This is a genomic window from Photobacterium minamisatsumaniensis, from assembly GCF_050336695.1.
Taxonomy (GTDB): domain Bacteria; phylum Pseudomonadota; class Gammaproteobacteria; order Enterobacterales; family Vibrionaceae; genus Photobacterium; species Photobacterium minamisatsumaniensis.
Genome location: NZ_JAKJSI010000035.1, coordinates 53,457 through 78,365, shown reverse-complemented (window position 1 = coordinate 78,365; position 24,909 = coordinate 53,457). Strand labels below are relative to the sequence as shown.

The following is a 24,909-nucleotide window of genomic DNA, read 5'->3' as shown; positions in this document are numbered from 1 at the left end:
CTTAAAGTTAACTTTAACTTTTATACTTAGCCTTCATATTATTTACAGGGGTTAAGCGCATGAAAAAAGTATTATCGATAAATAGCAGTCTACGTATAGATGACTCACACTCACGCCAGCTAGTCGGTAAGATTATTAGCCAAATCAAAGGGCGCGGAAATGGCGTGGTGGTTACGGAACGTGACGTTGCGACATACCCTATTCCTCATTTTAGTGCAGATACTGCTCTTGGGTTCGCTGGTGGTGAAAGTAAGGAGGCGTTGGCCGCAAGCGTCTTATCGACACAGCTAATCGATGAAGTAAAAGCGCATGATATTCTTGTTATTGGTGCGCCAGTGTATAACTTTGCCATACCGAGCACCTTAAAAGCGTGGATTGACCATATTGCCCGGGCGGGGGTGACATTTAACTACACAGCGGAAGGGCCGAAGGGATATTTAACCGAAAAGAAAGTGATCATTGTTATCGCCAGCGGTGGTGGACAAGTTGAAGCCATTGAACAGCAATTGAGTTTGACACTATCGATGATTGGCCTTGATGATGTGACCTTTGTTTATGCTACGGGGTTAGATATGCCCGATAGCACGCAGAATTTAACTGCAATTCATCGTGAGATAGAAGCATTAGCAACACGGATTGCGGCATAGGAGCGACTGATGAATTTAACGGCATTCTTTGAGCGTATTCACTATAGCGGCAGCACTGTGCCAACACTGCCAGTCTTGGCGGCGCTACAGCGGCAATTTCTTTTACATGTACCGTTTGAAAACCTCTATATCCGGAACAAAACAACATTGGACTTATCCCGCGATGGTGTTTTTGAGAAAATCGTTCTCAAGCAGCGTGGAGGGGTATGCTTCGAGGCAAATGCCTTATTCCATGATGCTCTGCAAGCGCTTGGTTTTGACGTCATATTTATCGGTGCAGAAATGAACTCAGGTCAGCCTCTTGGTGAAATGAGAAATCATATGGCGCTCATTGTTACACTCGCCAATGAACGCTATTTGGTTGATGTTGGGAATGGTCGAGATTTCGGTGAGCCGAAACGTGTCGACAGACCCGCAGCAACAATGGGGGAAGACACGCAATATAAAGTGGATAGTTTTGAAGGTATGAAAGCGCTGTATCGATTGAATGAGGAAGCTGCTTGGGAGCCGAGGTATATTTTTAGCGATACCCCATGGCAACGTGAAGACTTCACGGCAGCAAGTCACTTTGTTCAAACGTCACCTGAGTCATGGTTTACCCAAAAAACGTTGGTGTCACTCAGAACAAATGATGGCCGAATGACATTATCAGATGGCTTGCTAATCCATACTGTAAACAATGAAAGAGATGAGAAACCGGTCTCTGAATCAGAGAATACTCAATTGCTGAAGGATATATTTGGTTTATCAGAGTGATAATGTGAAGTTAATATCGAATAACTTTCTTACTTCACTTAATATGGATAAAGCCCCCAAGTTCTTTACGGGGGGATAATAATAATGAAGAAGGTTATTTAGTCAGTGTCTCAGTTTGATTATAATTTACTCAAAGTGTTGGAAGTCTTATTAGAAGAGCAAAGCGTCACGGCAGCAGCGTCAAGGTTGCACTTAAGCCAATCCGCAGTGAGTAAACAGCTTTCGAAGCTAAGAGAGACGTTTGATGATCAGCTCTTTGAGCGGACAGCGCATGGTTTACGAGCCACCCCGCGAGCAAAGCAACTCGCACCTCACTTACGGCAGGTACTACAGCAGCTCGATCAATTCACTCGGCCAAACCATTTTGACCCGAGTGATAGCGAGCGAGAGTTTCGCATTCACATGGTTGAAACGGCTTATTCACTGACTTACCCTTATTTTATGCCGGAGCTATTAGTACAAGCGCCAAAAATAAAACTTGATGCCCAGACATGGAACCATACCAGTGAAGATAAGCTTATGCGTTGTGAAATCGACATGGCGATTAGCTGCCGCGAGTGGGACCTTCGTTCCATCAGCCATATTGACAATATCCCACCGCAGCTGCAGTTTGTAGAGTTGGCTCGCGACCACCCTGTGTGTCTTGTTCGTCGAGGACACCCTTTACTCAAAGAAGAATGGAACCTTGATACTTTTTTAAAGTATCGCCATTTGCAGGTGACATTTGGTGGTATTGATCAGTGGTTGTTGGATGATGTATTAAAGCTACAGCATTTAAAGCGAGATCAAGCGGTCAATATGACCGACTTTTATAGCGCGATGGGGTTGTGTGAGCAAAGCGATTTAATTCTGTGTGCCCCAGCCAAATATGCTTCGCATATGCTCACTAGCTACGATCTACATACGCTTGAAGTGCCAGTAGATTTAGTGCCGGGAGGGTACGTGCTGATGTGGCATCGTCATTTTGAACTTGATCCGAGCCACCGTTGGTTACGAGAGCTGATCATCGATAAAGTGAAGAATGTTTCTCGACTCAACCAGCGAAGTTAGTTGATCCTGAAATGGGTTATACGTACTCGCTATGCCCACTTCAGCTCATGATAACAACCACATGGAACAGAGAAACAATGGCTGTAAGTCGGTTACGCAACGGTTGATAGCTTTTGGGGTTTTGCTCTTTTTCGACTTCGCGAACTTTTTTCTCTGCAAACCATACTGCGATAAAACCAAAGAGCAAAACAGATACCGACCAGAAGTAACTGTCTGGTGAGTGCAGCAATACGCCCCAAGCAATAAACGCAAATAGATTACTAAGAATAAGCGCATTACGACTTAGTGAGTGCTTTATATGATCGATGGCATTGCCCCATAAAACACCCGAAAGAAAGCTTAAAATCACCGCGCTATAGGCAACAAAAACCTTTTCGGCCTCTAAGCCAAATAACGTCTTATCTATCCAAATACAGATGATGGCCAGAATAAAAGGGAGCAAACCGAGATAAGCCAGTCGTGACATCGTTTGAACGGGCGAGAGTGTCATTGGCGACCTTCCATAGAAAACTGACATGTTTCAAAGCATAGTAGATAGCCAGTGAACAGGAAAACTTAGTCAGTTTAATAATAGAGGTATCTGTAAACTCAATTATATAAATGCGTTATGGTTGTGGTCACACCTTACTATTTTACTCCAGAGTGGAACATAAAAACGGTAAACCCGTATTAGCAAGTAGCATGCTGAAATGATCGCGGAGACAGTAGCCGCGTTACTAAAGCTTAATCCAATGGCAAAAGGAATGAGCAAAGTAGCAGCAGAGAGCACGATAACGCGCCATGTTGTGGCGATGTTATAAGCAATCCAATGTTCAAAGTTGGTATTACGTAAATATCGACCGAGTATCGCCAGAGAAAGCAAATAGCAGGTTGGCACCAGGCAAATGATTGTTAATGGCCAGCCGCTATATAGGGTTACACCAATCAATAATTTGCCCGATATCATATATGTCATGGCGAGAGAATGGATGAAATCAATCGGCAAAAAAAGCGCAAATAGATTTAATACATTGCCAACGGCGTAGCTCACTGAGCCAGCAAATAGAATAAAAAAGACGGGTAAACCAATCAAAATATGAACAAGAGGTGCAACCGTTAAACCGTGAAGTAGCCATCTAATGATATGGGCATATTTAGTCATAGCGTTGCCTCCTTATTTTTATGCAAAGGGGTAAGCGAGTTCATTTCTTAGATTTAGCGGTTAATCTATTATGTACATAAATTCATATTGACGTGTTGAATATGTGAACAATGTTTGATTAGCGTCAAGCGAGAGCTGAAATTTTTTAAAGGATGGTTGAGTGCATTCTGTGATGTTCCTTCAATGCCAGCACTTTTTAAGGTTTTTAAATGTCAGGCACTTATTACCAATTTTTGCCATAAGGCATTACCATAAGGCTGTTGGCTTAAATTGATTGAGATAAAAATGAAAAATAGCTTTTTTGCAGTGGCAATCTTACTGGCGATACCAATGTCGGATGTACATGCGGCTGTAGAAAATACGCCTGTTAGTTTTCAGGCTATCCCGCAAGTGATGGCGAAATTTGATAACGCACCAGAATATCAGAAGAAAGCGTTAACTTATGGTCGCCTTCCACATGAAGTGGAAATTGGTCGAGTGCTTGTGACCTATATTGCGGATGAAGAAGGTAAGCCAGAAATTGAAACGGAGAACATTGTCACTGAACAGGTTGTGATTGCGCGTAATCCAGAGCCAGTGAGTGGTGCCGTGTATAATGAGTGGTTAGTGCCACAAGAGCAGTGGGCTTTAACCTATGGTGAAGTACCTATGTTCGATCGATTTATGCCTTTTCAGCGGGTAAAGAGCATTAAAGCCATTTTGATCACCGATGAAATACTGACTTTACTGGGTAGTGAAGATGGCAACACTGCTGTTATCGATGTGGAATGGACTGAACAAGGCATGACAGTTTATAAAGATGGGTACTTGGTCGATGCGGGTTATGGCATTGCCCCTGATGAAATGAAGAAAACGTATAAGCTAATTGAAAATGAATAAACACTTGTTACTCGATTTGATCCTGACAGAACTCAACACTGTCTATCAAGGTGCGGTAGAGGCAACGGAGCGGGCTCAGAAAACGGCAACAGATGATCAGAATGTTGCAGAAAACCAATATGATACTTTAGCGCTTGAGGCTGCGTATTTAGCGCATGGGCAGGCACAAAGGGTCGCGGAGTGCCAAGCTGATATCACCGCTTATCAGCAGTTGAAATTAACACTCACGGAAATCAATAACCGAGTTACTCTTGGGTGTTTTATCCATTTAATCGATGAAGATGATAACGAAAAATTCGTATTTTTCGGTCCTGCCGCTGGTGGTGTCAAAGTGTGCTTTGAAGAAAAAGAGGTTATTGTTGTTACGCCGACATCGCCCTTTGGCGAAGCGCTAATAGGGCGCCAGCAAGGTGATGAAATTGATGTTCATATCGGCAATAAAGTCGTGTTTTATGATATTGAAAGCATTGTTTAGGTAAGGAGATGTAGACACGCGCTTTACGCTGTTGTCTTATCAAATAGATGGATAGATATTAAAAAGGGAAGCGGGTGCTTCCCTTTTTGATTGCGAGGGTAAAACTATGCTTCAGGCTCTATGCTATCTGTATTCATGGTAAGCAACTGGTCTTTTTGTTTTTCCATCAAGTCATCGTAGATGGCGACCGTTTCGTTAAATTGCTCTTTTTCTTTACTCGGAACAGATGATGCCATTGGAATATTAGCTGTCATTGGATTGACTGCACGGCCTCGGATCAGGAATTCATAGTGAATGTGTGCACCTGTTACACGACCTGTTGCACCAGCTAACGCTATGCGTTGTCCTCGAGTGACCTTCTGGCCTTTACGAACAAGCATCTTACTATTGTGCAAGTAGCGTGTACGGTAATTAGAGCCATGTTCGATAACAATATAATTACCAGCATAAGGGTGGCTTAGTGCTTGAACGACCACACCGTCACCTGTAGCAAGTACAGGAGTACCCGTTGGCGTTGCAAAGTCGACGCCATTATGGGGTGATACACGGCCTGTTACAGGATGGCGTCGCTTAGGGTTAAAGTGAGAACTAATACGCCATTTTTGGTTTGATTGGTAAGGGTAGCGCATGAAAGCGCGCTGTAGGCTCTGGCCTTTAGCATCATAGAAATTACCGTCACCATGAAGATAAGCTGAGGTTGTTTTACCTCGGCTATGAATACGTATCGCACGAATTTCATGCTGACCCGTTAAGGTGTTTTTTACCGATTGACGTGATAATACTACTTCGAAATTATCACCGGCACGTATATCTCGAGAAAAATTAATTTTATCTTTTAGTAAGTTAGTGATCTCATAAATTTCAGTCAAATTTAGTCCAGCTCTTTGGGCTGAGACTGAAAAGCTGCCATTTATTTCACCTGTGGCAATGGTATCTTCCCAATCACCAGGAATTGAAATTTCCTCGACTTCAAATGCGGTATTATCAACACGCTGATAGGCCACCTTCTCTGCGAGGCTGAATTCTAATTCAAGTCTTTCAAGTCTTTGTTCTTCACCATCAAGCCAAAATCGTAACCGGTGACCAGGTTGCAGAGTGTCAATTTTAAGGTAATTGAGATCAGCTTCCATAAGCAGTTGAATATCTGAGTAAGGGACATTCAAGAGGGAAAAAATTTGGCTTAAAGAATCGCCTTTGTGAATCGTGTAGGCAAAGCGTGGCGGTTCAATCACGGGCTGGTCAGTGCTACTTTCATTGCTCCATGGCGTTGAAGAAAGTGCCAGCTGTAGTGGGATTTCTCGAATAGGCGAAGTGTTATAACTGAAGATAGCAGCCAAAGTGAGAACAGAAAGGCCTGCTAGCCCCAAAAATTTGATCGACATCCACTTGTTAGGGATTGTCATTTTTTGCGATGACATACAAAAAGAACTCGTCGTTATTGTTTAGTGGTAAGGGTTCTTTGTTGGGCATGGCCAGTGAAGCGCCTAGTATCCATACCAACTTAAATAATGCGTTAGCATCAGCTTCAAATCGAGACACATATTGCCACAGGTCGGACTTTTTGTTTGTCAAAAAACTCAGTATTTACACTTTTTTATCTTGGACGGGTTATTTTGCGTAATAAAGGTGATTTTAGTCACATTTTTCAACGGGCTGGTGCGTATTTGTTCACCACAATAAGCGATGGTTTAAACTTATTATGGTGAATAATCAAGAAAACTGATGAGCTGAAATGTCACTATTTTGTCTTTTACAGCTTGAATTGTTTTCCACAATCTTTGCAGATATGTATAGATTTGTAGAAAACTCTCTGCCAAAAGTTGCGTTTTATACGCGCTAGGTTATGACAGTTACATTCCATGTGTGATTTTCCTCGAATAATTTATTACGCACATAGTCTCACACTGCAAAGCTGAATGTATGCTTAATTGTACCTATATGTCTTGGTTATAGCGCAAATCTGAAGTGTCGATCACATTATGCGAGTGGGTGCATGGCTTTGTGATGTGTATTTTGAATGTTTGATGCGATATAGGAATGGGGGAGATACAAGCTTTATGGGAAATGAAGATGTGGGTTCAAATGTTATCGGGGTAACGGTAAGGTCTAAGTTAGACCTTACCGGCTATTTCTTTTACAAGAATTGGATTTTCACAGCTTGTAGCTTTGTCTTCGAGTCATCCATGATGAACTCAACAAGGCTTCCTGAAACAGGTTGGCCTTGGCTTGCAACATTCATTGCCGAAAAGCCAATGTCGCCACCTAAATCACACGTGATAAGGCCAGTGTTATTTTGAGGATTAAAGCTGCGGATAATGCCAGTTTGTGAAGTCATGATTTTTCCTTAAGCCCAAAGCCTGCATTTTGGAGTATAAAAATAGACTGGGTTTCAGTGCTATGTACTCACTTGCATTGGTTTTGTGGCTATTCAATTGAGTATGTATACGCTTAGTAACATGCTTAAACAAACATGTTAGTTCTGTCGTTTTACTCTGTGACCTTTATATCACCGCCAGGCGATCACCAACGCGCTGACTCATCACTGTTTCTTGCTCGCAACTTAGCGTGAACAGTGGAAATATAGAGTGAAATCTTTTAGAGGAGCTTGCTTACTTTGGCGAGAAGTGAGACGTGTTCTTCGGAAATCATTGCAGGTCTGAGTAGCAGACAAATGGACTCTACTCGTAAAATTTGCCGTTGTAAATACATTTTATTGCAGTAAAGTGTGATGCATGTCGTGTTTTGTGGGTGATTTCAGCTTGGTTTAATAAAGTAGTGCTATTGCGTTTACACGTTGGTTTGGAAACGCACATCAAAATCAACGTAATAAGTGCAGTCCAGCCTTGAGGTAAACCGGTCAAAAATGCGGTTCACAATTTGGTGATAATTGGGGGTAATGATGGCATCAACAGCACCACAGAGTAGGTACTGTTTGGATGTCGAAGTGAGGTTGTGAGTGAAAAACGTGATTTTCTCCGCTTTCTCGGCTTCAATTAACGCTTTCACAATGCCTCGGTTACCTGAACCGACATTGTAGATCCCTGTAAGATCATCATAACGCTTTAGTAGTTTTTCGATGAAAAAGTGATTGTGCTCTGGCTCGTCATTTCCATAAATAGGAGGAATGAGAGTCAGTTTTTTTGACAGTGCATTAACACTGGTTTTAAATCCATCTACTCGCAGTTTATGGTTCCAATATTTATCGACACCACCGACTATTGCGATGCGGCCTTGAGTATTTGAGTTGAATTTTGTCATCAAATAACCGGCTGTCTCACCGGCATTAAAGTTGTTAAGGCCAATGTAATTACATGCCCGCAGGTTAGGGCCGGGTTCACTCAATAGGCAGATACAGGGAATATTGTGTAAGGTGAATCGCCCGAGAGCCGATGCCACGCTGGTGTGCTCAAGAGGTTGCATTACAACCCCAAGGCATTTATCTATATCAATACTGTTCAATACTGATGACAGTGAACGATGATCTAATTTGTCATAATTGCGCCAGCATATTTGGATATTACGTTCTGCTGCAGTGCTGTGAACGAAGGAGTGCAGGTTTTCATCGATTGAGGGGCCCGCGCCAGCAGGTAAGATAAAGGTTAGCTTTTTTCCAGTCTGCTGAAGATAGTTTTCTTGGCTTAGCTGCGTTCTCAGCTGTTCAATGCCGCTTAACACTTTATCGCGTGTAGATTGACGAACAGTACCTCGATCGTTAAGTACACGGTCAACGGTTGCGGGGCTAACACCTGCCATAATGGCAATGTCTGAAATCTTAAACTCCTGCATACTGCACTCCTTTTTTACCGCCTAATTAAGATAACAGTGAGGGTAACCACAGCACCGTTGCTGGGAAAAAGATGGTGATAACCATAATGAAGACATTCGCAGAAAGAAATGGGAGTGCTCCCATGAAAATCTGTCCAATCCCCATTTTAGATATCGCCGAGCAGACATTTAGGCAATTACCTACTGGTGGTGTACAGGCTCCCACAGCAAGCCCGGTGATGAGTAAAACGCCAAACTGAAGTGATGAAACACCCGCTTCGGCTGCGACTGGCAAGAAAATGGGAGTCAGGATCAAAATCGCAGGGCTAACATCCAAGAAAGTCCCGATGGCTAAAATAAACAGCCCTAATAACAGCATTAGTGCAATTGGAGATAACTCAAGACCCGTCAAGAACGTACTGATTTGGTAAGGGATATCTTCTAGTGCAAGAACCCAAATATATAGCTGAGACAGGGCGATGATCATCATAATTTTTGAGCTGGTGGTGACTGTCGCACTCACACAAGATAAAAACTGCTTCATGGTGAGATTACGGGTGAGGAAGAAGCCTATGACTGCCGCGTACACCACTGCGATCGCTGATGACTCGGTTGGGGTTGCGATACCCAAAATAACGACACCAATAATAAGGATCGGCATCACCAGTACATAAGAAGATTTAATGACTTCAGTGACAACAATTGACAAGCTGATTTTGATGTCTTCTTTAGGGAACTTGTTTTTGTACGCAATGAATATCGTCATTCCAACCTGAAATAGGCCGATCATCAGCCCTGGTATGGTGGCAGCTAAAAAGAGTGCACCGACAGATTCTTGCGCAGCGATGGCGTATAGGACCATTGGTATCGAGGGAGGTATGATCATTCCCATGGTGGATGAAGCAACGGTGATCCCGGAAGAAAACTTTTTAGGGTAGCCTTTTTTCTCCATTGCAGGGATCAAAATAGATCCGATAGACGCGGTGTCAGAGGTCGAGGATCCTGATATGCCACCAAACACCATCGAGGAGCCGACGTTAACCAGCCCTAATCCACCGCGAAGGCGGCCAACAAAGAGCATGCAAAAGTTGATAAGTCTCTGGGTGATCCCCGACTCATTCATTAACATACCCATGAAGATGAACAGTGGTAGTGCCATGAGTGAATATGAACTGAAGCCTGCAAATAGGCGTTGTGGTAAAACAGCAATAAGGTCGGGTTCATTCATGAAAAAATAAAAAAAGGATGAGATCCCCAAGGAATATGCAATGGGTACCCCTAAAAACAAAAGAACCGCCAAACTGCCTAATAATAAAAACATAATTAATCTTCCCCTAACCAAGACTTTCCAAGTGTGTCGGTATCAATGATTCCGACAGCAATTTTTATCCCACAGAAAAACATCGACAGCGTTGTACATAACGGCACAGCGGCCTGTGCCCACCAGCGGGGAATTTGCAATAGAGGAATGTTGGTATGGCCTGTGGTTTCAATCCAATCTAATGAGTGAATAAATATTACGTAATTAATCGCGAACAATAGGCACAATACCAGTAAATCCAGTAGCTTACGGATAGCTGGTGGCATTTGCTCTGCAAACCAGCTGATAGTGATGTGCTCTCGCTTGGCTATGGCAACGGCGGCGCCAAGGCTGGTTGTGTAAGCAAATAGAATGACGGCGATTTCGTTGGCACCCATAATCGACTGGCTAAAGCCGTACCGTAAGACGACTTGGGTGACAACCAGTGATGCCATGATGAAAAAAAAGCTGCGAGACAAGATGTTGGCCATTCTGATCACAAAGGCTTCCGTACCCAGTAAAAAGGGCACAATGCCGATGGTTGGCTGTGACTTTGGGGTGGTGTATTCGATATCCATAAATCCTTTCTCCTAAAACACCCATCGTGGGATCAACTCTAATTGAAATAAAGCACCCTCTAAGGGGGCTTTATCATTAGAATAATTAGCTGCAGCTGTTCGAGGCTTTTATCGCAGCATCAATGTCATCCCAGCTAAAATCACCACGTTTTACGAAATAGTCATAGACCGATTTCGATTGTTCTTTCAGTCTTGTTTTATCACTATCTGACACATCCACTACGGTCATGTTTTTCTTCATTCGTTCAATGGATTTTGTTTCCTCTTGACGATATTGGCTAACATTCATCGCCATCGTTTCGCGGGCGACTTCATCAAAAGTTGCTTGCAGATCTGCTGGGAGGCTGTCGTACCATGACTTGCTGACCATTAGCGGGTCTGGACCAATAGAGTGGTTATCAATAGTGATTGATTTCAGTACTTCATTGAGTTTTGAGTCCAGCATGTTGGTTGGTTGGGCTGTTACCCCGTCGACAACCCCAGTACGTAACGCGGAATAGGTTTCTGTCCAAGCGACACCTTGCGGGTTACTGCCAATGGCCTGTTCAAGGTGGTAGAGCACTTCATCGCCAGACGGCACGCGTACTTTCACCCCTTTGAGATCATCAATACCGGTTATATTGGCTTTGTTTAGCCCGTGGGCACGAAAGCCGATAGAGATCCCGACCGCAGGAATATGGATACCATTGGCTGCCGCTTCGTCCGATAGGGTTTGCATCCAACTGGATTGAACGAGGCACTCAGCTTGGTCCCAATTTTGAATAAGGTAAGGCAGTGACATAATGTTGTACTTGAAAGAAGCATCAGGGTAGTTACCGCCACGTGTTCCTTGAAGAACGCCAGTCGCTAGTGCATCAAACGACTCACGCTCATTGCCTAAAACACCACCAAAATAATTTTTTACCTTTATTCGGCCTTCGGTACGTTTCTCTAATTCTTTTTTAAAGTATTTCATTGAATCACTGCGCAATGACTTACTTGTTTGGGTATGGGCATACTTGAAGTTATATGTTTCTGCGGCTTGTACTGTAAGGGGAAGAGCAATTAACAGGGATAGCGGTAACGAAAGAAGCTTTTTCATTGAGTACATCCTTATAATTGTAATGTTGGGCCGGCTCAGCCGGCCCTGAGTTTCTATGCAAGCTCAGTTTGTTTAATACCAGAAAACTGGGATTGGAATTTATTGAATGAAGCGCGGAACCCGTCTTCGAAAGTACCGTTCTGTGGTCGGTAAACACTTTCGAGTGAAATGGCACCGCTGTAGTTTTTGTCTAGCCATTCTGCGATTGCTGGCAAGTGTGGAGCCATTTGTCCTTGGCCTAGCGGACAGTTAGATATGCGTGCCTGCTCAATAAAGACGTTGATGTCTTTCATGTGGACATGGCCTAAGTAGCCACCTTCGAGGTTTTGTAGGGCTTGGGTTGGATCTTCATGGCAGAACAGGGAGTTGGCGGGATCCCACATGATTTTCAGGTGGTTAGTACCGAGATCATCAATGAGTTTTTTACCTAAAGCCGTTGAGGTAATGATTGCGTTGTTACCTGTCTCGACAGCCAGTGTTATGCCTTCTCGTTCTGCAAGTTCGACGATTGGACGGAATAGCTGCACAGTCTTGTCCCATGCACCATTGGCAACATTCCACTCTTCCGCGCCGTTGTCACCAAAGATGATCATTTCTTTTTTGAAGCTCATCGTGCGAACGATAGGGGCATCAAACTGTTGGGCCATTTCGATACAGCGTTGTAGCTTTTCCATGTGGCCTTGATACCACTGGTCACCCACTTCTACATCAAATACTGAGCGGCCTGCAAAATTATGACGGGAAATTGATGAGACTTTTAGGTCATAATCATTGATAAGTGCTTTTGTTTCATTTAGTTGCTTGGCATCTAAATCTCCAACTTCCTTTTTGTGAAGAAACTGTAGTTCAGCATATTGCAAACCGTGTTCCTTCATTACTTCGAGCGCATAGGGAAAATCGCGACTGATACCATCTGTAATTACACCAAGCTTTGCCATTTTTCTTATCTCCTAATTAGTCACTTATCTATGAGGGATTTACCAGTTAACTTCTGTGTCAGACAGTTGCTCTAGTACTTTCACAATTGTCCAGTTATCGCCTTCGGGGTAGACCGTTTTACCTGCTTGGAACAGTTCGTAGGCTGCTGAAGTGGTGAACATAGGGACACCTTTATCTTTTGCCATCGTCATTGATATCCCGAGATCTTTATACATGGTGCCGATGTGGCTGCCTGTTTTTTCAAACTTACGATCCATGATGAGCTTGGCGCAGTTCTTAAACAGCGGGCTGCCAACAGCACTGGCACCAAATACGTCATAAAGCACCTTGCCAGAAACGCCTGCTTTACTACCCAGTACAAGGGATTCGAAAATAGCGGCAAATGAAGCACCGATATAAGCTTGAAGTGCGGCTTTTACGGTTTGTCCTTGTCCAGCTTCTTCGCCCACATGAAAGATATTGGATGAGATGGCTTCAAGTACCGCCCGGTTGCTATCAAGCACTTCAGATTTTGCCGCTAACATTAGAGTCAAGGTGCCGTTTTGTGATCCGGCTAAGCCACCGCTGACTGGCGAGTCGATGATGTTTAAGCCTTTATCCGTTGCGTACTTTGCGACGTCTTCCATTTCTGCAGGATGAATCGTTGCGGTAATAGCAATGGTGCTGCCTTTTGCCATCGTCTCAGACAAATCGGTGACAACTTGCATGGCTTGCTTGCCGTTCATAACCATTACAAAAGCAATATCTACGCTACTGCCTAAATGGTTACATGAGTCGGCTAACTCGCCTCCTGCCTCACGAAATGCCAGTGCACGCTCTGGGTTTAAATCAAAACCAACCACGGTATACCCTGCCGCAAGAATGTTCTTTGCCATGCCGGCACCCATGTCTCCAAGACCAACAAAACCAACCTTTTTCATCTTCATGTTCCTATGCAATGAGTGTTACTGGATTGAATTTGATACTAGGTGGCTCTGATGTATTCCCTCAAGACAATCTGTCATGTAAAGGTTTCATTTGTGACTAATATGTTAATTCCAACTAGTATGAGGTTTTTTTTAACATCATGAAGGCTTTAGCTCACAGTTTTAAATGGGTAGAGACAAAAGTTCTACATTCTGTATTTAGCTATTAAATATTTTGCCTGCGAATTGTTTTGCAGTTTATTATCTTGATTTATGTGCTGGGTGAATAAATAACCTTATAAAACAGGATGTTATGTAAGTGTTTTTTGATGGGTTAAAACCATCAAATGATAATATTTTGTTAAACATGGCAGCGAGAAATAATTGCAAATGCAATCACTTTAGACTTTGGTTTAAGAAGTAATTTTATGCTCAGTAGGAATAACCTGACTGATTTGTAAATTTGACAGGCTAAGTCTCAGTTATATCAGCGAAACTTAAATTTTGAGTTCATGACTGAGACTTATATGTAGTCACGTTTTAATGCTTTTATAGTTTCAGAACTTGATAAACGGAACGTTGAACTGTAAAATTCTTAGCAAGCGACTTCCTGCACCTTATGCATTATTTCATCTGTGTTGGCGTAGGCTATTTAATTCTATTATGTTTGCCAAAGAGGACATGAAATGAGTAACACGTTCGATCCAACGAAAGAAACGCTGGAAGCGCCAGATGAGAAAAGCTTTTGGGATAAAATGAAAAGCGGCGCGAGAAAAATGGGCGGTTCGTTGGCCTGTACTGGTATTGAAGCCTACTTAGCAATGTCAGACAAAGCGACACCTTATAAAGATAAGATCGTACTTGGTTCGGCTTTAGCCTACCTGGTACTGCCGGCAGATATGATCCCAGATATTGTACCGGTTGCGGGCTATACCGATGATGCAGCTGCATTGGGTATTGCCGTTAAAACCGCTAGCGACTCAATCACAGAGAAGCATGAGGAAGAAGCACAGCAGATTTGGGACGATTTATGATACTGGATATTATCCCTTCATTTCTTCTTCCGTTTATTGGCGGCATACTCTTATATATATTTGCTTTTGATGGAATAAGCGAAATTCGAGAGTTTATCTCAAGCATTAATAAGAATAAGCAAAAGAGGTTGAATAAAAATAAGCGTTAATTGCTTATCGTAACGTTGTATATTGATAATTCGTTATTTCAGCCACAGGCTATACTCAGTATATTACTAAGGATGAGCTATTCTCTGAACAATAGAGAGGACTGATGACATGACGAATAATGCAGCATTGATAGTGCCTGATATTACTCTGGTTTTGTCATCATGGTTTAATCAAGACTTTCGCCTTACTGACGACTTTCCTACCTCCTAAGCCCCCGCTTGGCGTTTTTAGCCAGTAACCCCTGTTGCTGTATGTGTCACTTCGTTCTTTATGAATGACAGTGTTGGTTGAGGTGAAATCGACGACTGCTCGTATTGCTTTCTGAGGAGTGGTTGTTGCGAGGAAATTATCATGAAACGCATTCCCGAACCCTTTCGTATCAAAATGGTCGAACCTATTCGGATGACCGATGAGAATGATCGTCGGATCGCGCTTGAAGAGGCGGGTTATAACCCGTTCATGCTGCGCAGTGAAGATGTGTACATCGATTTATTAACCGACTCTGGTACCGGCGCAATGAGCGATAATCAGTGGGCCGGATTAATGCTGGGGGATGAATCGTATGCGGGAAGCCGAAACTATTTCAATTTGTGCGATGCCGTTAAACACTTCTTCGATTATAACCTCACCATACCTGCTCATCAGGGGCGGGGGGCAGAGCAAATCCTTTTCCCTTGCCTAGTAGAACGAATGCGTAATGTGCGGGGTGGTACAGAAGCAATATTCCTGTCGAACTTTCATTTCGATACCACTGCTGGCCATATTGAAATGAGTGGTGGTAAAGCAATTAACTTACTTACCGAAAGCGCTTTGCACACCACGACTTATGATGATTGGAAAGGGAATTTCGATATCGCCAAACTTGCGGCTGCCATTGATCATTATGGTTCTACGAATATCGCCGCCATTATTACTACTGTTACGTGCAATAGCTCTGGTGGGCAGCCAGTATCGATGGCGAATATGCGGCAGGTGTATGAGCTAGCGCAGCAGAATGATATTCCAGTGGTGATTGACTCTGCCCGCTATTGTGAAAATGCTTATTTCATCAAGCAGCGTGAAGTTGGCTATAACGATACATCGATATTAGACATTATTCGAGAAATGTACTGTTATGGTGACATCCTTACCATGTCGGCAAAAAAAGACCCGATGGTTAATATTGGTGGTATGTGCTGTATTCGCGACCATCAAGAGCTGTTTCAAGCCGTGAGAACCCGTTGCGTACCAATGGAAGGCTTTGTGACTTATGGCGGCATGGCTGGCCGGGATATGGAGGCTTTATCTCGGGGATTATATGAAGCTGCCGATGAAGACTTTCTCCACTACCGGATCAGCCAAGTGAAATATTTGGGAGAGCGATTACGTGAAGGCGGTGTGCCAATCCAATACCCAACAGGTGGTCATGCCGTGTTTGTAGATGCCAAGAAAATTCTACCTCATATCCCACCGGCGCAGTTTCCGGCGCACGCCTTGTGTAATGAACTGTACTTAGAGTCGGGTGTACGAGCGGTAGAGATTGGTTCATTGTTGCTGGGGCGAGATCCACAAACCGGTGAGCAGAAACCAGCACCGCTTGAATTAATGCGATTGACGATCCCAAGGCGGGTTTATACCAATGATCACATGGATTATGTTGCTGATGCGCTGATAGCGGTATGTAAACGAGCCAAAGAAATTAAAGGCTTAGCGTTTGAATATGAACCGCCAGTACTGCGTCATTTTACCGCGCGACTGAAGCCAATATCGAGTTAGCTGATGATAATTGAACAGGTTGCTTTAATTATCCCCTATTTTGTGTCGATTATTTGGATATTGACCTAGTGCTAACTTGCTGATGACTAAAAATGAACAAAAGCCTGTTTATTATATAAATCAAGTAACCGCCTTTAGTCATTTAGCTTATTAATAAAAGCTAATAAGGAATTGAAATGAAAAAAACTTTACTTGCATTGGTATTAGCTGGCTTTGTTTTAGCTGGATGTGATCAGAAAGCCACCCAAGAGCCAGCCCAGCCAGCGGAAGAATCGCCAGCTAGTGTTGCTGATCCAGCTGTGCCTGTGCAGTTGCCTGTTGAGGGTGACGAAGTGATGGCGCAGCAGGTTTCCGACCCAGATCATACTGCCCGACATGCATTGGATTGGAACGGCACATATACCGGCGTTTTGCCGTGTGCAGATTGTGAGGGGATCAAAACTGAGTTAGTGCTTCAGCTTGATGGGACTTTCACCCTTGTCGAAGTGTATTTAGGCAAAGAAAAAGGCACGTTTGAACAAGAAGGTACATTCAACTGGAACGCAGCAGGCAACACTGTCTCGCTTGTTGGTGGTAAAGATGAAGCGGTGCAGTATTTTGTGGCTGAAAATAAGCTGTTCCGGTTAGATCAAAATGGTGAGCGTGTTACTGGCGATTTAGCGAGCCATTATGTATTGAAAAAGCAGTAATCGATAAAGTAATTACCAAAAACCTCTGCCTGTAGGCAGAGGTCTATTACTTGAACGTTTGATGTATTCAGCTTCTAGGCTGATTAACTCACCACTTCAATATCACTTTTCGGTACACAGCAGCAGGCAAGCACTTTTCCGGCTTCTTTTTCACCTGGCAAAAGGGCTGGCACATCGGGTTGATCTACCATGCCAGATTCCACCGTCACTTTACATGCACCGCACAACCCAGCACGACAGCTATTGGCTATCATGATCCCTGCATCTTCAGCTTGCTCAAGTAACGTTTTCTGGTTATTGCCTTCAAACAAGTTACCATCAACGCTTACGGTGAATGTTTGCTCTTTTATTGTCTGCTTTTTAGCGACACCAAAGGCTTCTTGGTGGTAATTGGATAGTGCCAAACCAGCTTGCTGGAGTTGGTCTTTCGCTTGTGACATGAAAGCATCAGGGCCGCAGACAAAGACTTGGCGATCGGTAAGGTCATCGACGATATTGAGATGCTTCCTTGATAGCCTTCCTTGTAAACCGCTCCATGCTTTGGAGGGGCGGCTTAATGCAATATGTACGGTTAAATGTGGATGCTGTTTCGCCAGAGTATTGAGCTCTTCTTGGTAGGGGATATCAGCTTCAGTTCGGCATTGATGGTAAAACACCACATTACGAATCTGTTTGTTATCAGCCAAATAGCGCAGCATGGAAATCATCGGTGTAATGCCACTACCTGCGGATAGCAATAAGAGTTTGTCGGTATGGTGGCCTAGATGAAAAGTACCATCAGGTTTATCTGCAACTAAAGAATCACCGACATGGAAATTATCATGAAGCCAATTTGATATTCGCCCTTCATCAACTCGCTTTACTGATATGGCATAACGACCAGGTCGTGATGGGCTTGACGATAAAGTATAGCGGCGTGATATGTACTCACCATTAACTTCGATTTGTAGCGGTAAGTGTTGACCTGGTTGGTAAGTAGGTAAGGTCTGCTGCTTAGTGGGCTCTAGCCAGAAAGTACAAAAATCTTGAGCAATCTCTTCTCGCTCTACACAGGTGAGCGTGAGGTGCTGTTCGCTATTATCGGGATAAAACTCTTTCGGCTTTGTTTCGAGTACTTCTACCTTATCGCCCGCTCGAATAATGCCTTCATTCAATGCCACAAGGTTCTGTCCGAAATAAACATCACCGCGACTATCCGCACGAAATTGCGATAAGGTTTTTAAAGGTTCTTTCAGGGAGTTGAATTTACCTGTTATTGGATCAACCGTTGTCAGAATACAGCGGGAGCATGGTTTAACGGCTTCAAATTCAACTTCGCCGATACGAATACGTTTCCAGCTATCTTCGATGAATGGCTCATTACCCGTGACCACTAAATTGGTCCTGAAATTATCCATGCTGTGTTGCTGAGGACTGCGTTCATTGAGTGCTTGTAAAGAGCCTTCACTAATGATCAGTAGCGGGTAGCCATCAGCAAAGCTGACATTTTGATTAATTTTAGCCCTGACACGATTTGATTGCTCACCGGTGTAAAGCAACTGTACTGAAACGCCAATAATGTCGCTGAACCAGCTATTTGCTTCTTCGGTTGTGCTATAGGCATCAAAGCTATCACCCCAAACAATTGCTTCCGTTGTTGCCATTTGAAATTCAGAGTATTTCAACGTGATTGGTGTTTTGTTCGGATAGCTCAGCACTAACCCGTGTGGCAAAATTGCGGCAGAAACTTTTACTAATAGCGGGTACTTCCTTGCTGTGATCATTACACCGTCATCAGACGCGACCATAAAACGGCGATCAAAGCTTATACCTTGCTTTTCGACCCAAGCCTGTGACTGGCTTATTCCACCGATTGATTTAATCGGGAATACATTGATTTGCGAAAGTGCTATTTGGGCGGTTTCTGAATGAGTCACGGGTATCATCCTTGTCATTTTTGGACTTTGAGGTCTCAGCATTTTACCAAATTCTATTGCAGAAGTTGATTGAAATTAGCGCCAAATAAATCCACGCATAGCGAATTAATGCTTTGTGTAAGCGTGTGATTATATTGACTTTTATGATAATCAAATGAAGTTTATCAAGAGTTTCATTGCTTTCTGTCATCTTAATTAATATATGGTCGTTATATATTCTATAGGCATTATTACAACCAAAAGATAAGTGTTATGGGAATATTAAAACATTACGGAATGAAGTTTAAACTACTACTGCTAATCGCGAGTGCAGCAGTATTTATGTTAGCGATTACAGCTTTTCAAATAAATCAGGCTTATGAAAATGACATTGCTGAACGAAAAACAGCAATGCAAGAGCAGGTGAAAGTTGTTATTAGTTTGGTTCAATTTTATTCAGATCAATACCCGGCAGACAAGCAACAAGCACAGCAAGAAGCGAAGGCAGCCCTTTCTGCTATGCGGTTTGAAGGGGATAATTATTTTTGGGTGATCGCAACGGATAATACCTTGGTAATGCACCCATTGCGTCAACAGCAAGAGGGGCAGTCGATGCAGTCTGTCACTGATGCAAGTGGGAAAGCCCACTGGCAAGAGATGACAGCCATTGCACGTAATACCGGTTCAGGCTTTTTGACCTACGCATGGATAGCACCTGGTGGTGACGTGTCAGAAAAAGTCTCATATGTTGAAAACTATGTACCGTGGGGATGGGTTGTTGGCACGGGCGTACACCTACTTGATATTGAAGCACAGTTTTTTAATAACATTGTGCAGCAGCTCAGCTTAAGTGTTGTGGTTATTGTTTTATTAGTGTTATTGGGGTTGTGGATCAGTAATGATATTTGCCGTCCACTTGAAAAACTGACTCATTTGGTTAGAAACCTTGAGCGGGGCGATCTTACCCAAGACTTTTCGATGGATCGACGTGATGAAATTGGGCGTATAGCCACAGCGTTACATTCAGCCTCTTCTTCTATGCGATTTACCCTACAAGCGGCAAATAGCAATGCAGACCAATCGGTGGCGATGGCAGGGACTATTGCCGCTGCAAGTGAACAGTGTGCCCAGTCGATCACCGAGCAGCATCAGCAGTTGGCTCAATTAGCGACAGCAATGGAAGAAATGACGGCGACCATTACCGAAGTTGCACAGAATGCGGAAACTGCTTCGCACTCAACGGCTGATATTAACTCGCAGGTTGATGCCAGTAATCAACGTATGCAGCAAGCCATTGGGTCAATACATAATGTATCAACGGGAATCGCCAACTCTGACGCCCGCGTCGGTGAACTGAAAATGGGTGTTGAAGATATAGGCAATGTAACCCAAGTGATCCAAGGGGTGTCTGAGCAAACGAATTTGTTGGCCTTGAATGCAGCGATTGAAGCGGCACGTGCTGGTGAGCAAGGCCGTGGCTTTGCCGTTGTTGCTGACGAAGTACGTAACTTGGCAAGCCGAACTCAGCAGTCGACTATTGAGATTCAGGAAACGATCGATAAGCTGACGACGAGTACGTTAAAAACGGTTGAATCGATGACCGAGAGTACTGAGCAAACCCAAAATAGTGTGGAACATACCGAACAAGTTCAGGAGGAGCTTAGCCGTATTGCTACGTTAGTAGCAGAAGCCAATGACATGATCATGCAGGTCGCGACAGCTGCTGAGCAGCAAGGAACCGTCACGGAAGAAGTCAATAATACGGTAGCGCACATTCATACCGCGACCGATGACATTAACCGTGCAGCACAACACTTGGCGTCTGAGAGCCAGTCGCTCAGCAGGGCGGCCTCTGAACTAGGTGAACAGCTTAAACATTTTAAAGTGTAATCTAAGCATCTAATAGAAAACGTTTTACCATAAAAAACCACAAGCATTGCTTGTGGTTTTTTTATATCGACTCAATGTGACTATTTCGTCAGTGCTTGATTTAGCCACTGATCGAACTGTCCTTTTGGCAGTGCCCCATTGATTGTGTCAGCCAGTTGACCATCTTTGAATACCATAACGGTTGGAATGCTACGAATGCGATATTGGGCAGCTAACGCCTGTTGTGCTTCGGTATCAATTTTAACAAAGCGTACGTCGCCATTACGTTCATTAGCAACGTCTTCAAATACAGGCGCAAAGCCAACACACGGGTTGCACCAAGGGGCCCAGAAATCAACGACTACAGGCTTATCACCCTGTAGTAATGACAAGAAGTTATTGGTAGTACCTTCAATAGGCTTACCGTCTAGCAAGTGTTCCTTACAAGCGCCACAGGTAGCGGTATCACTAACACGCTCAGTAGGGATGCGGTTCATCGCTTTACAATGAGGACAGCGGGTAGTCATTGTTGTCATAGTTACGTTCCATTCGATATTCTTAACGTACTAATTTAACGACTACCCCGAAAATAGAAAAGCAGGAATAACAGATTATAGTGATAGAAATAATCTATCGGTTATGATTTCACCTTGTAATATTGGTTGTTTGTATTGCCAATAACGTACCAAGCCGTGGCTTAGTGAATAAGTCCCATATCTCTAGCTTCCTCAATGGTTAAGCCGCTTGCTCTGATATCACGAAGTATTTCAATGCGACGACGTGCTTCTGCTTGCTGGCGCTTATTTTTAGATACGTGAGACGCTGTCTCGTCTTTGTAATCCCACTTCGAAGAGACATTAGCCATCTCATTGTGGTCGATAGAATTGATAGACACAATTACCTCCTGAAATTAGTCCTGCGTCGAAATCCACCTATCTTTATCAAACGTTTGTGACAGAGTTAAGACGAACAAATCGACTTTGTGACATATCCCAAATTTGTGCAATTCTAATGAAAACTTGCTTTCCACGGGCTCGAAACGCGAGTACTGTTGATGATTCCACTCTGCGAATAATAGACTGTTTTAGATCAATTTTTTCGTCACTTGGCTAAGTTAGGAATGTATTGCTTAAAATAGCAACTAAGAGTAGGTGTAATTGCCATCAATCTCATTTTAATTCATGGGTTTAGGTGGTTATTTGCTCTGAGTGGTTGAATGGTGTGCGGTTGGCGTTTTTAGGCTTTACAGTCGGAACCATTATCCGTATTATTCGCCGCACAACGGAGAGATGGCTGAGTGGCCGAAAGCACCTGACTTGAAATCAGGCGAGGGGCGACCCTCCTAGGGTTCAAATCCCTATCTCTCCGCCACATTCAGAAAGCCCAGCAGAAATGCTGGGCTTTCGTCGTTTTAGTGGCAGCGAAAGGGATTTGAAAGTCCTGCCATACCAAAATCGCTCCGCCACATTAGAAAAAGCCGCTGATTTATCAGCGGCTTTTTTGCATCTGTTATTTAGGGTTCAAATCCGTAATACCCTCGTAGCACTCCTCCACATTCAGAAAGCCCAGCAGAAATGCTGGGCTTTCGTCGTTTTAGTGGCAGAGAAAGGGATTTGAAAATCCTGCCATACCAAAACCGCTCCGCCACACTTTTCATATCTAAACATTGCACCCCTCCAAACCACGCAAAGCAATGGACACATTTAATATCAAAGAGCCGTCCATGACGAATGAGCGTAGAAATATTGCAGCCGTTTGATTATGGCCTTGAAGTGATATTAATCGACAAGATAAACAATCTGAATTGTCGCAGCGTACCATTGGTTATATAACCCGCATTCTTTTCTTAATATGTTAAAACGTGATGCAAAAGTTGATTGATGCGTTGGCTACTCAGGGATACTTTGTCTGGGATGATTTTCTAACTCCGGTTCAGGTGAATGCCCTGAAATCCTGCTTGCCCGAGAAGTGGATCAAAGCGCGAATTGGCCGTAATGATGAAGTGATGCGTGAATCATCCATTCGTAGTGACAAAATTCATTGGCTTGCTGCTGAGCAAGGTGTGGCAGCGCAAGATTTTCTTGAAAGAATGGAAGTGATCCGTCGAGAGGTGAACAAACAGTTTTTTCTTGGTTTGTTTGAATATGAAGCCCACTTTGCCAAATACGAAAAAGGCGACTTTTACCAAAAGCATCTCGATTGTTTTCGGGGAAATGAAAACCGCCGTTTGACGACTGTTTTTTATATGAATGACAGTTGGTCAGAGCAAGATGGTGGTGAGTTGGTGGTATATGATCTCGATGATAGGGAATTGATGACGCTGCAACCAAAATCAGGGCGATTACTTGTGTTTTTATCGGAGCTATTTCCTCACGAGGTACTACCAACAAATGTTGAAAGGTTCAGTATTGCGGGTTGGTTCCGGACTAATGGTGTAAAAGGTAGCTTGCTGGATATTGCGCGATAAAGCCCCATTAGACGCTTTTGATTACATCTAAAGACCAAAAAAATTGATAGAACGATGCCGTATTCGTCATTATCGGTCCACAATGATCGAAGAAGCCACTGATTTATCAGTGGCTTCTAGTATTTGAGCTCTCGTCGTCGTGCTGAGTGGCATTAGTTAATCTTCAGTGATTTTTTTCAGCAGAAATAAGAATGCGACTTTTTCAGTTTCATTCAAATTCTTCAACGTTTCTTCGGTTATTTTTTTCGCACTCGGTAGCATTTTTTCGACTAACTTACGACCTTCAGGCGTTATCGTTATAATCACTTTTCGATTATCTTGGGTATCTTGCACGCGTTGGATCAACTCTCGAGCCATCAAGCGCTTTACCACGCCTCTGATTGTCGCTTGATCGATATCGGTCTCGTTGACAAGTTCTGTTAACGAGCTGGGTCCACGCTCAACAATTGTACAGAGTGTGGCGAATTGAATTGACGTTAGTTGCTCGTCATAACTTAAGCTCTGAAAGATTGCAGTATGCTTCTGATATGACTTACGAATCAGGTGACCGACCTGCTCACTTAAAATATAACCATGCTCTTTTAAACTGTTATTTATATTTTTATCCATATATCAACACGTTATCTATATTTTGGCTAAAGGCCATATTATATTAATACAAACATTTTTCATCCTAAATGTCTGACATTTCATCCATCTATTTTAGCCATGTAGAATACAGCACTAAACGGTCATTCTTCGCGAGACCGATTATATGAATATTTGCACGCCTTGCGATGTTGATCGCCAAGGTTGTAGGCACTGAAAGGGCAACAAGTATTCCAATACCACAAGTTGCCACTTTTTGTACCAGTTCATAACTGATCCTGCTGGATATTAAAACAAAACCGAGTTGAGTATCGCTTTTATCTATTGAGCCAATTAGCTTATCAAGTGCATTATGGCGGCCAATATCTTCACGAATACGTGTCACTTTACCTGTTTGGTCGCACCAAGCCGCAGCATGAAAGCCGCCAGCATTTCGTTGGTATTCCTGTTTATGTTTTAGTTCTCCCACTGCATTTTTGACTGCCTGATAAGTTGGGATTGGAGGTGGTGATAGCTGTTGAGGCGTTTTGACTGCCTCAGCTAAAGACTCTATCCCGCACAAGCCGCATCCAGTTCGTCCCGTGATGTTCCGTCTTTTATCCTTGAGTGCAAATATCCGACGGTTGGTGATGGTGATGTGAATTTGTACACCAGAATCAGACTCTTCAATTTCTATATCCAGACATTCTGAGCGAGTCATAATAATTGACTCCGACAAACTAAACCCAAGAGCAAAATCTTTTAGATTTGAGGGGGTTCCCATCATCACTGCGTATGAGATACCGTTATATATCAGCGCAATTGGCTTCTCTTCAGCCACAACCCCTTCACAGTCCCACTGACCAATCGATCCTATTTGCACGGTTTCTAGTGATTGGTATGGCCGCGCACTAGCTACACCATATTCTAAATGGCCCCCTCTGTCGCATATTTTAGCTTCCATGCT

General features: G+C 43.4%; 25 protein-coding genes and 1 tRNA gene. 11 read left to right on the top strand and 15 right to left on the bottom strand.

Annotated features, from left to right (window positions below):
• Positions 1-59 precede the first annotated feature (59 nt).
• From L4D78_RS18935 to L4D78_RS18925, 3 genes are all read left to right on the top strand, one after another.
• Positions 60-647, top strand: coding sequence for an FMN-dependent NADH-azoreductase (locus L4D78_RS18935; protein ID WP_428468381.1), 588 nt, complete (start codon positions 60-62; stop codon positions 645-647).
• A gap of 9 nt (positions 648-656) precedes the next feature.
• Positions 657-1,403, top strand: a complete 747-nt coding sequence (locus tag L4D78_RS18930) for an arylamine N-acetyltransferase family protein (RefSeq protein WP_428468380.1) — start codon at positions 657-659, stop codon at positions 1,401-1,403.
• Positions 1,404-1,508: 105 nt separating this feature from the next.
• Complete coding sequence (locus L4D78_RS18925; protein ID WP_428468379.1) at positions 1,509-2,453, top strand: LysR family transcriptional regulator; 945 nt, start codon at positions 1,509-1,511, stop codon at positions 2,451-2,453.
• Positions 2,454-2,493: 40 nt separating this feature from the next.
• Here the strand turns inward: L4D78_RS18925 and L4D78_RS18920 are convergent, their stop codons facing one another.
• Together L4D78_RS18920 and L4D78_RS18915 are read right to left on the bottom strand one after the other, a co-directional pair.
• Positions 2,494-2,943: a DUF3429 domain-containing protein gene (locus tag L4D78_RS18920; protein ID WP_428468378.1), complete on the bottom strand. Its 450-nt coding sequence runs from the start codon at positions 2,941-2,943 to the stop codon at positions 2,494-2,496.
• A gap of 102 nt (positions 2,944-3,045) precedes the next feature.
• Positions 3,046-3,594, bottom strand: coding sequence for a hypothetical protein (locus L4D78_RS18915; RefSeq protein ID WP_428468377.1), 549 nt, complete (start codon positions 3,592-3,594; stop codon positions 3,046-3,048).
• Positions 3,595-3,879: 285 nt separating this feature from the next.
• Here L4D78_RS18915 and L4D78_RS18910 point away from each other — a divergent pair, with 285 nt between their 5' ends.
• Complete coding sequence (locus L4D78_RS18910; RefSeq protein WP_428468376.1) at positions 3,880-4,473, top strand: hypothetical protein; 594 nt, start codon at positions 3,880-3,882, stop codon at positions 4,471-4,473.
• Positions 4,466-4,948: a GreA/GreB family elongation factor gene (locus L4D78_RS18905; RefSeq protein WP_428468375.1), complete on the top strand. Its 483-nt coding sequence runs from the start codon at positions 4,466-4,468 to the stop codon at positions 4,946-4,948. The genes L4D78_RS18910 and L4D78_RS18905 overlap by 8 nt, the downstream gene beginning before the upstream one ends.
• A gap of 104 nt (positions 4,949-5,052) precedes the next feature.
• On the opposite strand, the gene L4D78_RS18900 is transcribed toward L4D78_RS18905, so the two are convergent.
• The 8 genes from L4D78_RS18900 to L4D78_RS18865 all read right to left on the bottom strand — a co-directional run bounded on the left by L4D78_RS18900 (position 5,053) and on the right by L4D78_RS18865 (position 13,531).
• Entirely contained in the window at positions 5,053-6,366 is a 1,314-nt protein-coding gene (locus tag L4D78_RS18900; RefSeq protein ID WP_428468374.1) for a peptidoglycan DD-metalloendopeptidase family protein, read from the bottom strand.
• Positions 6,367-7,082: 716 nt separating this feature from the next.
• A complete protein-coding gene (locus L4D78_RS18895) occupies positions 7,083-7,283 on the bottom strand; it encodes a hypothetical protein (protein WP_428456217.1) in 201 nt (66 codons plus the stop codon).
• Between the two features lie 452 nt (positions 7,284-7,735).
• A complete protein-coding gene (locus L4D78_RS18890; RefSeq protein WP_428468373.1) occupies positions 7,736-8,734 on the bottom strand; it encodes a LacI family DNA-binding transcriptional regulator in 999 nt (332 codons plus the stop codon).
• Between the two features lie 25 nt (positions 8,735-8,759).
• Positions 8,760-10,034, bottom strand: a complete 1,275-nt coding sequence (locus L4D78_RS18885; RefSeq protein ID WP_428468372.1) for a TRAP transporter large permease — start codon at positions 10,032-10,034, stop codon at positions 8,760-8,762.
• A 2-nt stretch (positions 10,035-10,036) separates the two neighbouring features.
• Complete coding sequence (locus L4D78_RS18880; protein ID WP_428468371.1) at positions 10,037-10,591, bottom strand: TRAP transporter small permease; 555 nt, start codon at positions 10,589-10,591, stop codon at positions 10,037-10,039.
• A gap of 85 nt (positions 10,592-10,676) precedes the next feature.
• Positions 10,677-11,672 carry a TRAP transporter substrate-binding protein gene (locus L4D78_RS18875; RefSeq protein WP_428468370.1) on the bottom strand — a complete coding sequence of 332 codons (996 nt, stop codon included), beginning with the start codon at positions 11,670-11,672 and terminating at the stop codon, positions 10,677-10,679.
• A 53-nt stretch (positions 11,673-11,725) separates the two neighbouring features.
• Positions 11,726-12,610 carry a sugar phosphate isomerase/epimerase family protein gene (locus L4D78_RS18870; RefSeq protein ID WP_428468369.1) on the bottom strand — a complete coding sequence of 295 codons (885 nt, stop codon included), beginning with the start codon at positions 12,608-12,610 and terminating at the stop codon, positions 11,726-11,728.
• A gap of 39 nt (positions 12,611-12,649) precedes the next feature.
• Positions 12,650-13,531 carry an NAD(P)-dependent oxidoreductase gene (locus tag L4D78_RS18865; protein WP_428468368.1) on the bottom strand — a complete coding sequence of 294 codons (882 nt, stop codon included), beginning with the start codon at positions 13,529-13,531 and terminating at the stop codon, positions 12,650-12,652.
• A gap of 671 nt (positions 13,532-14,202) precedes the next feature.
• On the opposite strand from L4D78_RS18865, the gene L4D78_RS18860 reads away from it, so the two are divergent.
• The 3 genes from L4D78_RS18860 to L4D78_RS18850 all read left to right on the top strand — a co-directional run bounded on the left by L4D78_RS18860 (position 14,203) and on the right by L4D78_RS18850 (position 17,144).
• Positions 14,203-14,550, top strand: a complete 348-nt coding sequence (locus L4D78_RS18860; RefSeq protein ID WP_428456210.1) for a YkvA family protein — start codon at positions 14,203-14,205, stop codon at positions 14,548-14,550.
• Between the two features lie 501 nt (positions 14,551-15,051).
• Positions 15,052-16,455 (top strand): tryptophanase, encoded by a 1,404-nt coding sequence (locus L4D78_RS18855; protein ID WP_428468367.1) that lies wholly within the window; start codon positions 15,052-15,054, stop codon positions 16,453-16,455.
• 176 nt (positions 16,456-16,631) lie between these two features.
• Entirely contained in the window at positions 16,632-17,144 is a 513-nt protein-coding gene (locus L4D78_RS18850) for a copper resistance protein NlpE (protein WP_428468366.1), read from the top strand.
• Between the two features lie 83 nt (positions 17,145-17,227).
• Here the strand turns inward: L4D78_RS18850 and L4D78_RS18845 are convergent, their stop codons facing one another.
• On the bottom strand, positions 17,228-19,069 hold the full coding sequence (locus L4D78_RS18845) for an MOSC N-terminal beta barrel domain-containing protein (protein WP_428468392.1): 1,842 nt from the start codon (positions 19,067-19,069) through the stop codon (positions 17,228-17,230).
• Between the two features lie 243 nt (positions 19,070-19,312).
• Between L4D78_RS18845 and L4D78_RS18840 the strand changes: the two genes are divergently transcribed.
• A complete protein-coding gene (locus tag L4D78_RS18840) occupies positions 19,313-20,929 on the top strand; it encodes a methyl-accepting chemotaxis protein (protein WP_428468365.1) in 1,617 nt (538 codons plus the stop codon).
• An 80-nt stretch (positions 20,930-21,009) separates the two neighbouring features.
• Here L4D78_RS18840 and trxC read toward each other — a convergent pair whose 3' ends face one another.
• Both trxC and L4D78_RS18830 read right to left on the bottom strand, forming a co-directional pair.
• On the bottom strand, positions 21,010-21,444 hold the full coding sequence (gene trxC / locus L4D78_RS18835; protein WP_428468364.1) for a thioredoxin TrxC: 435 nt from the start codon (positions 21,442-21,444) through the stop codon (positions 21,010-21,012).
• Between the two features lie 161 nt (positions 21,445-21,605).
• Positions 21,606-21,803 carry a hypothetical protein gene (locus L4D78_RS18830; RefSeq protein WP_428456204.1) on the bottom strand — a complete coding sequence of 66 codons (198 nt, stop codon included), beginning with the start codon at positions 21,801-21,803 and terminating at the stop codon, positions 21,606-21,608.
• Between the two features lie 388 nt (positions 21,804-22,191).
• Between L4D78_RS18830 and L4D78_RS18825 the strand changes: the two genes are divergently transcribed.
• Both L4D78_RS18825 and L4D78_RS18820 read left to right on the top strand, forming a co-directional pair.
• Positions 22,192-22,279: transfer RNA gene (locus tag L4D78_RS18825), tRNA-Ser, on the top strand.
• Between the two features lie 493 nt (positions 22,280-22,772).
• Positions 22,773-23,375, top strand: coding sequence for a 2OG-Fe(II) oxygenase (locus tag L4D78_RS18820; protein WP_428468363.1), 603 nt, complete (start codon positions 22,773-22,775; stop codon positions 23,373-23,375).
• A 156-nt stretch (positions 23,376-23,531) separates the two neighbouring features.
• Here L4D78_RS18820 and L4D78_RS18815 read toward each other — a convergent pair whose 3' ends face one another.
• Together L4D78_RS18815 and fdhD are read right to left on the bottom strand one after the other, a co-directional pair.
• A complete protein-coding gene (locus tag L4D78_RS18815) occupies positions 23,532-23,984 on the bottom strand; it encodes a MarR family winged helix-turn-helix transcriptional regulator (RefSeq protein WP_428468362.1) in 453 nt (150 codons plus the stop codon).
• Between the two features lie 88 nt (positions 23,985-24,072).
• On the bottom strand, positions 24,073-24,906 hold the full coding sequence (gene fdhD / locus L4D78_RS18810) for a formate dehydrogenase accessory sulfurtransferase FdhD (protein WP_428468361.1): 834 nt from the start codon (positions 24,904-24,906) through the stop codon (positions 24,073-24,075).
• Between the last annotated feature and the right edge of the window lie 3 nt (positions 24,907-24,909).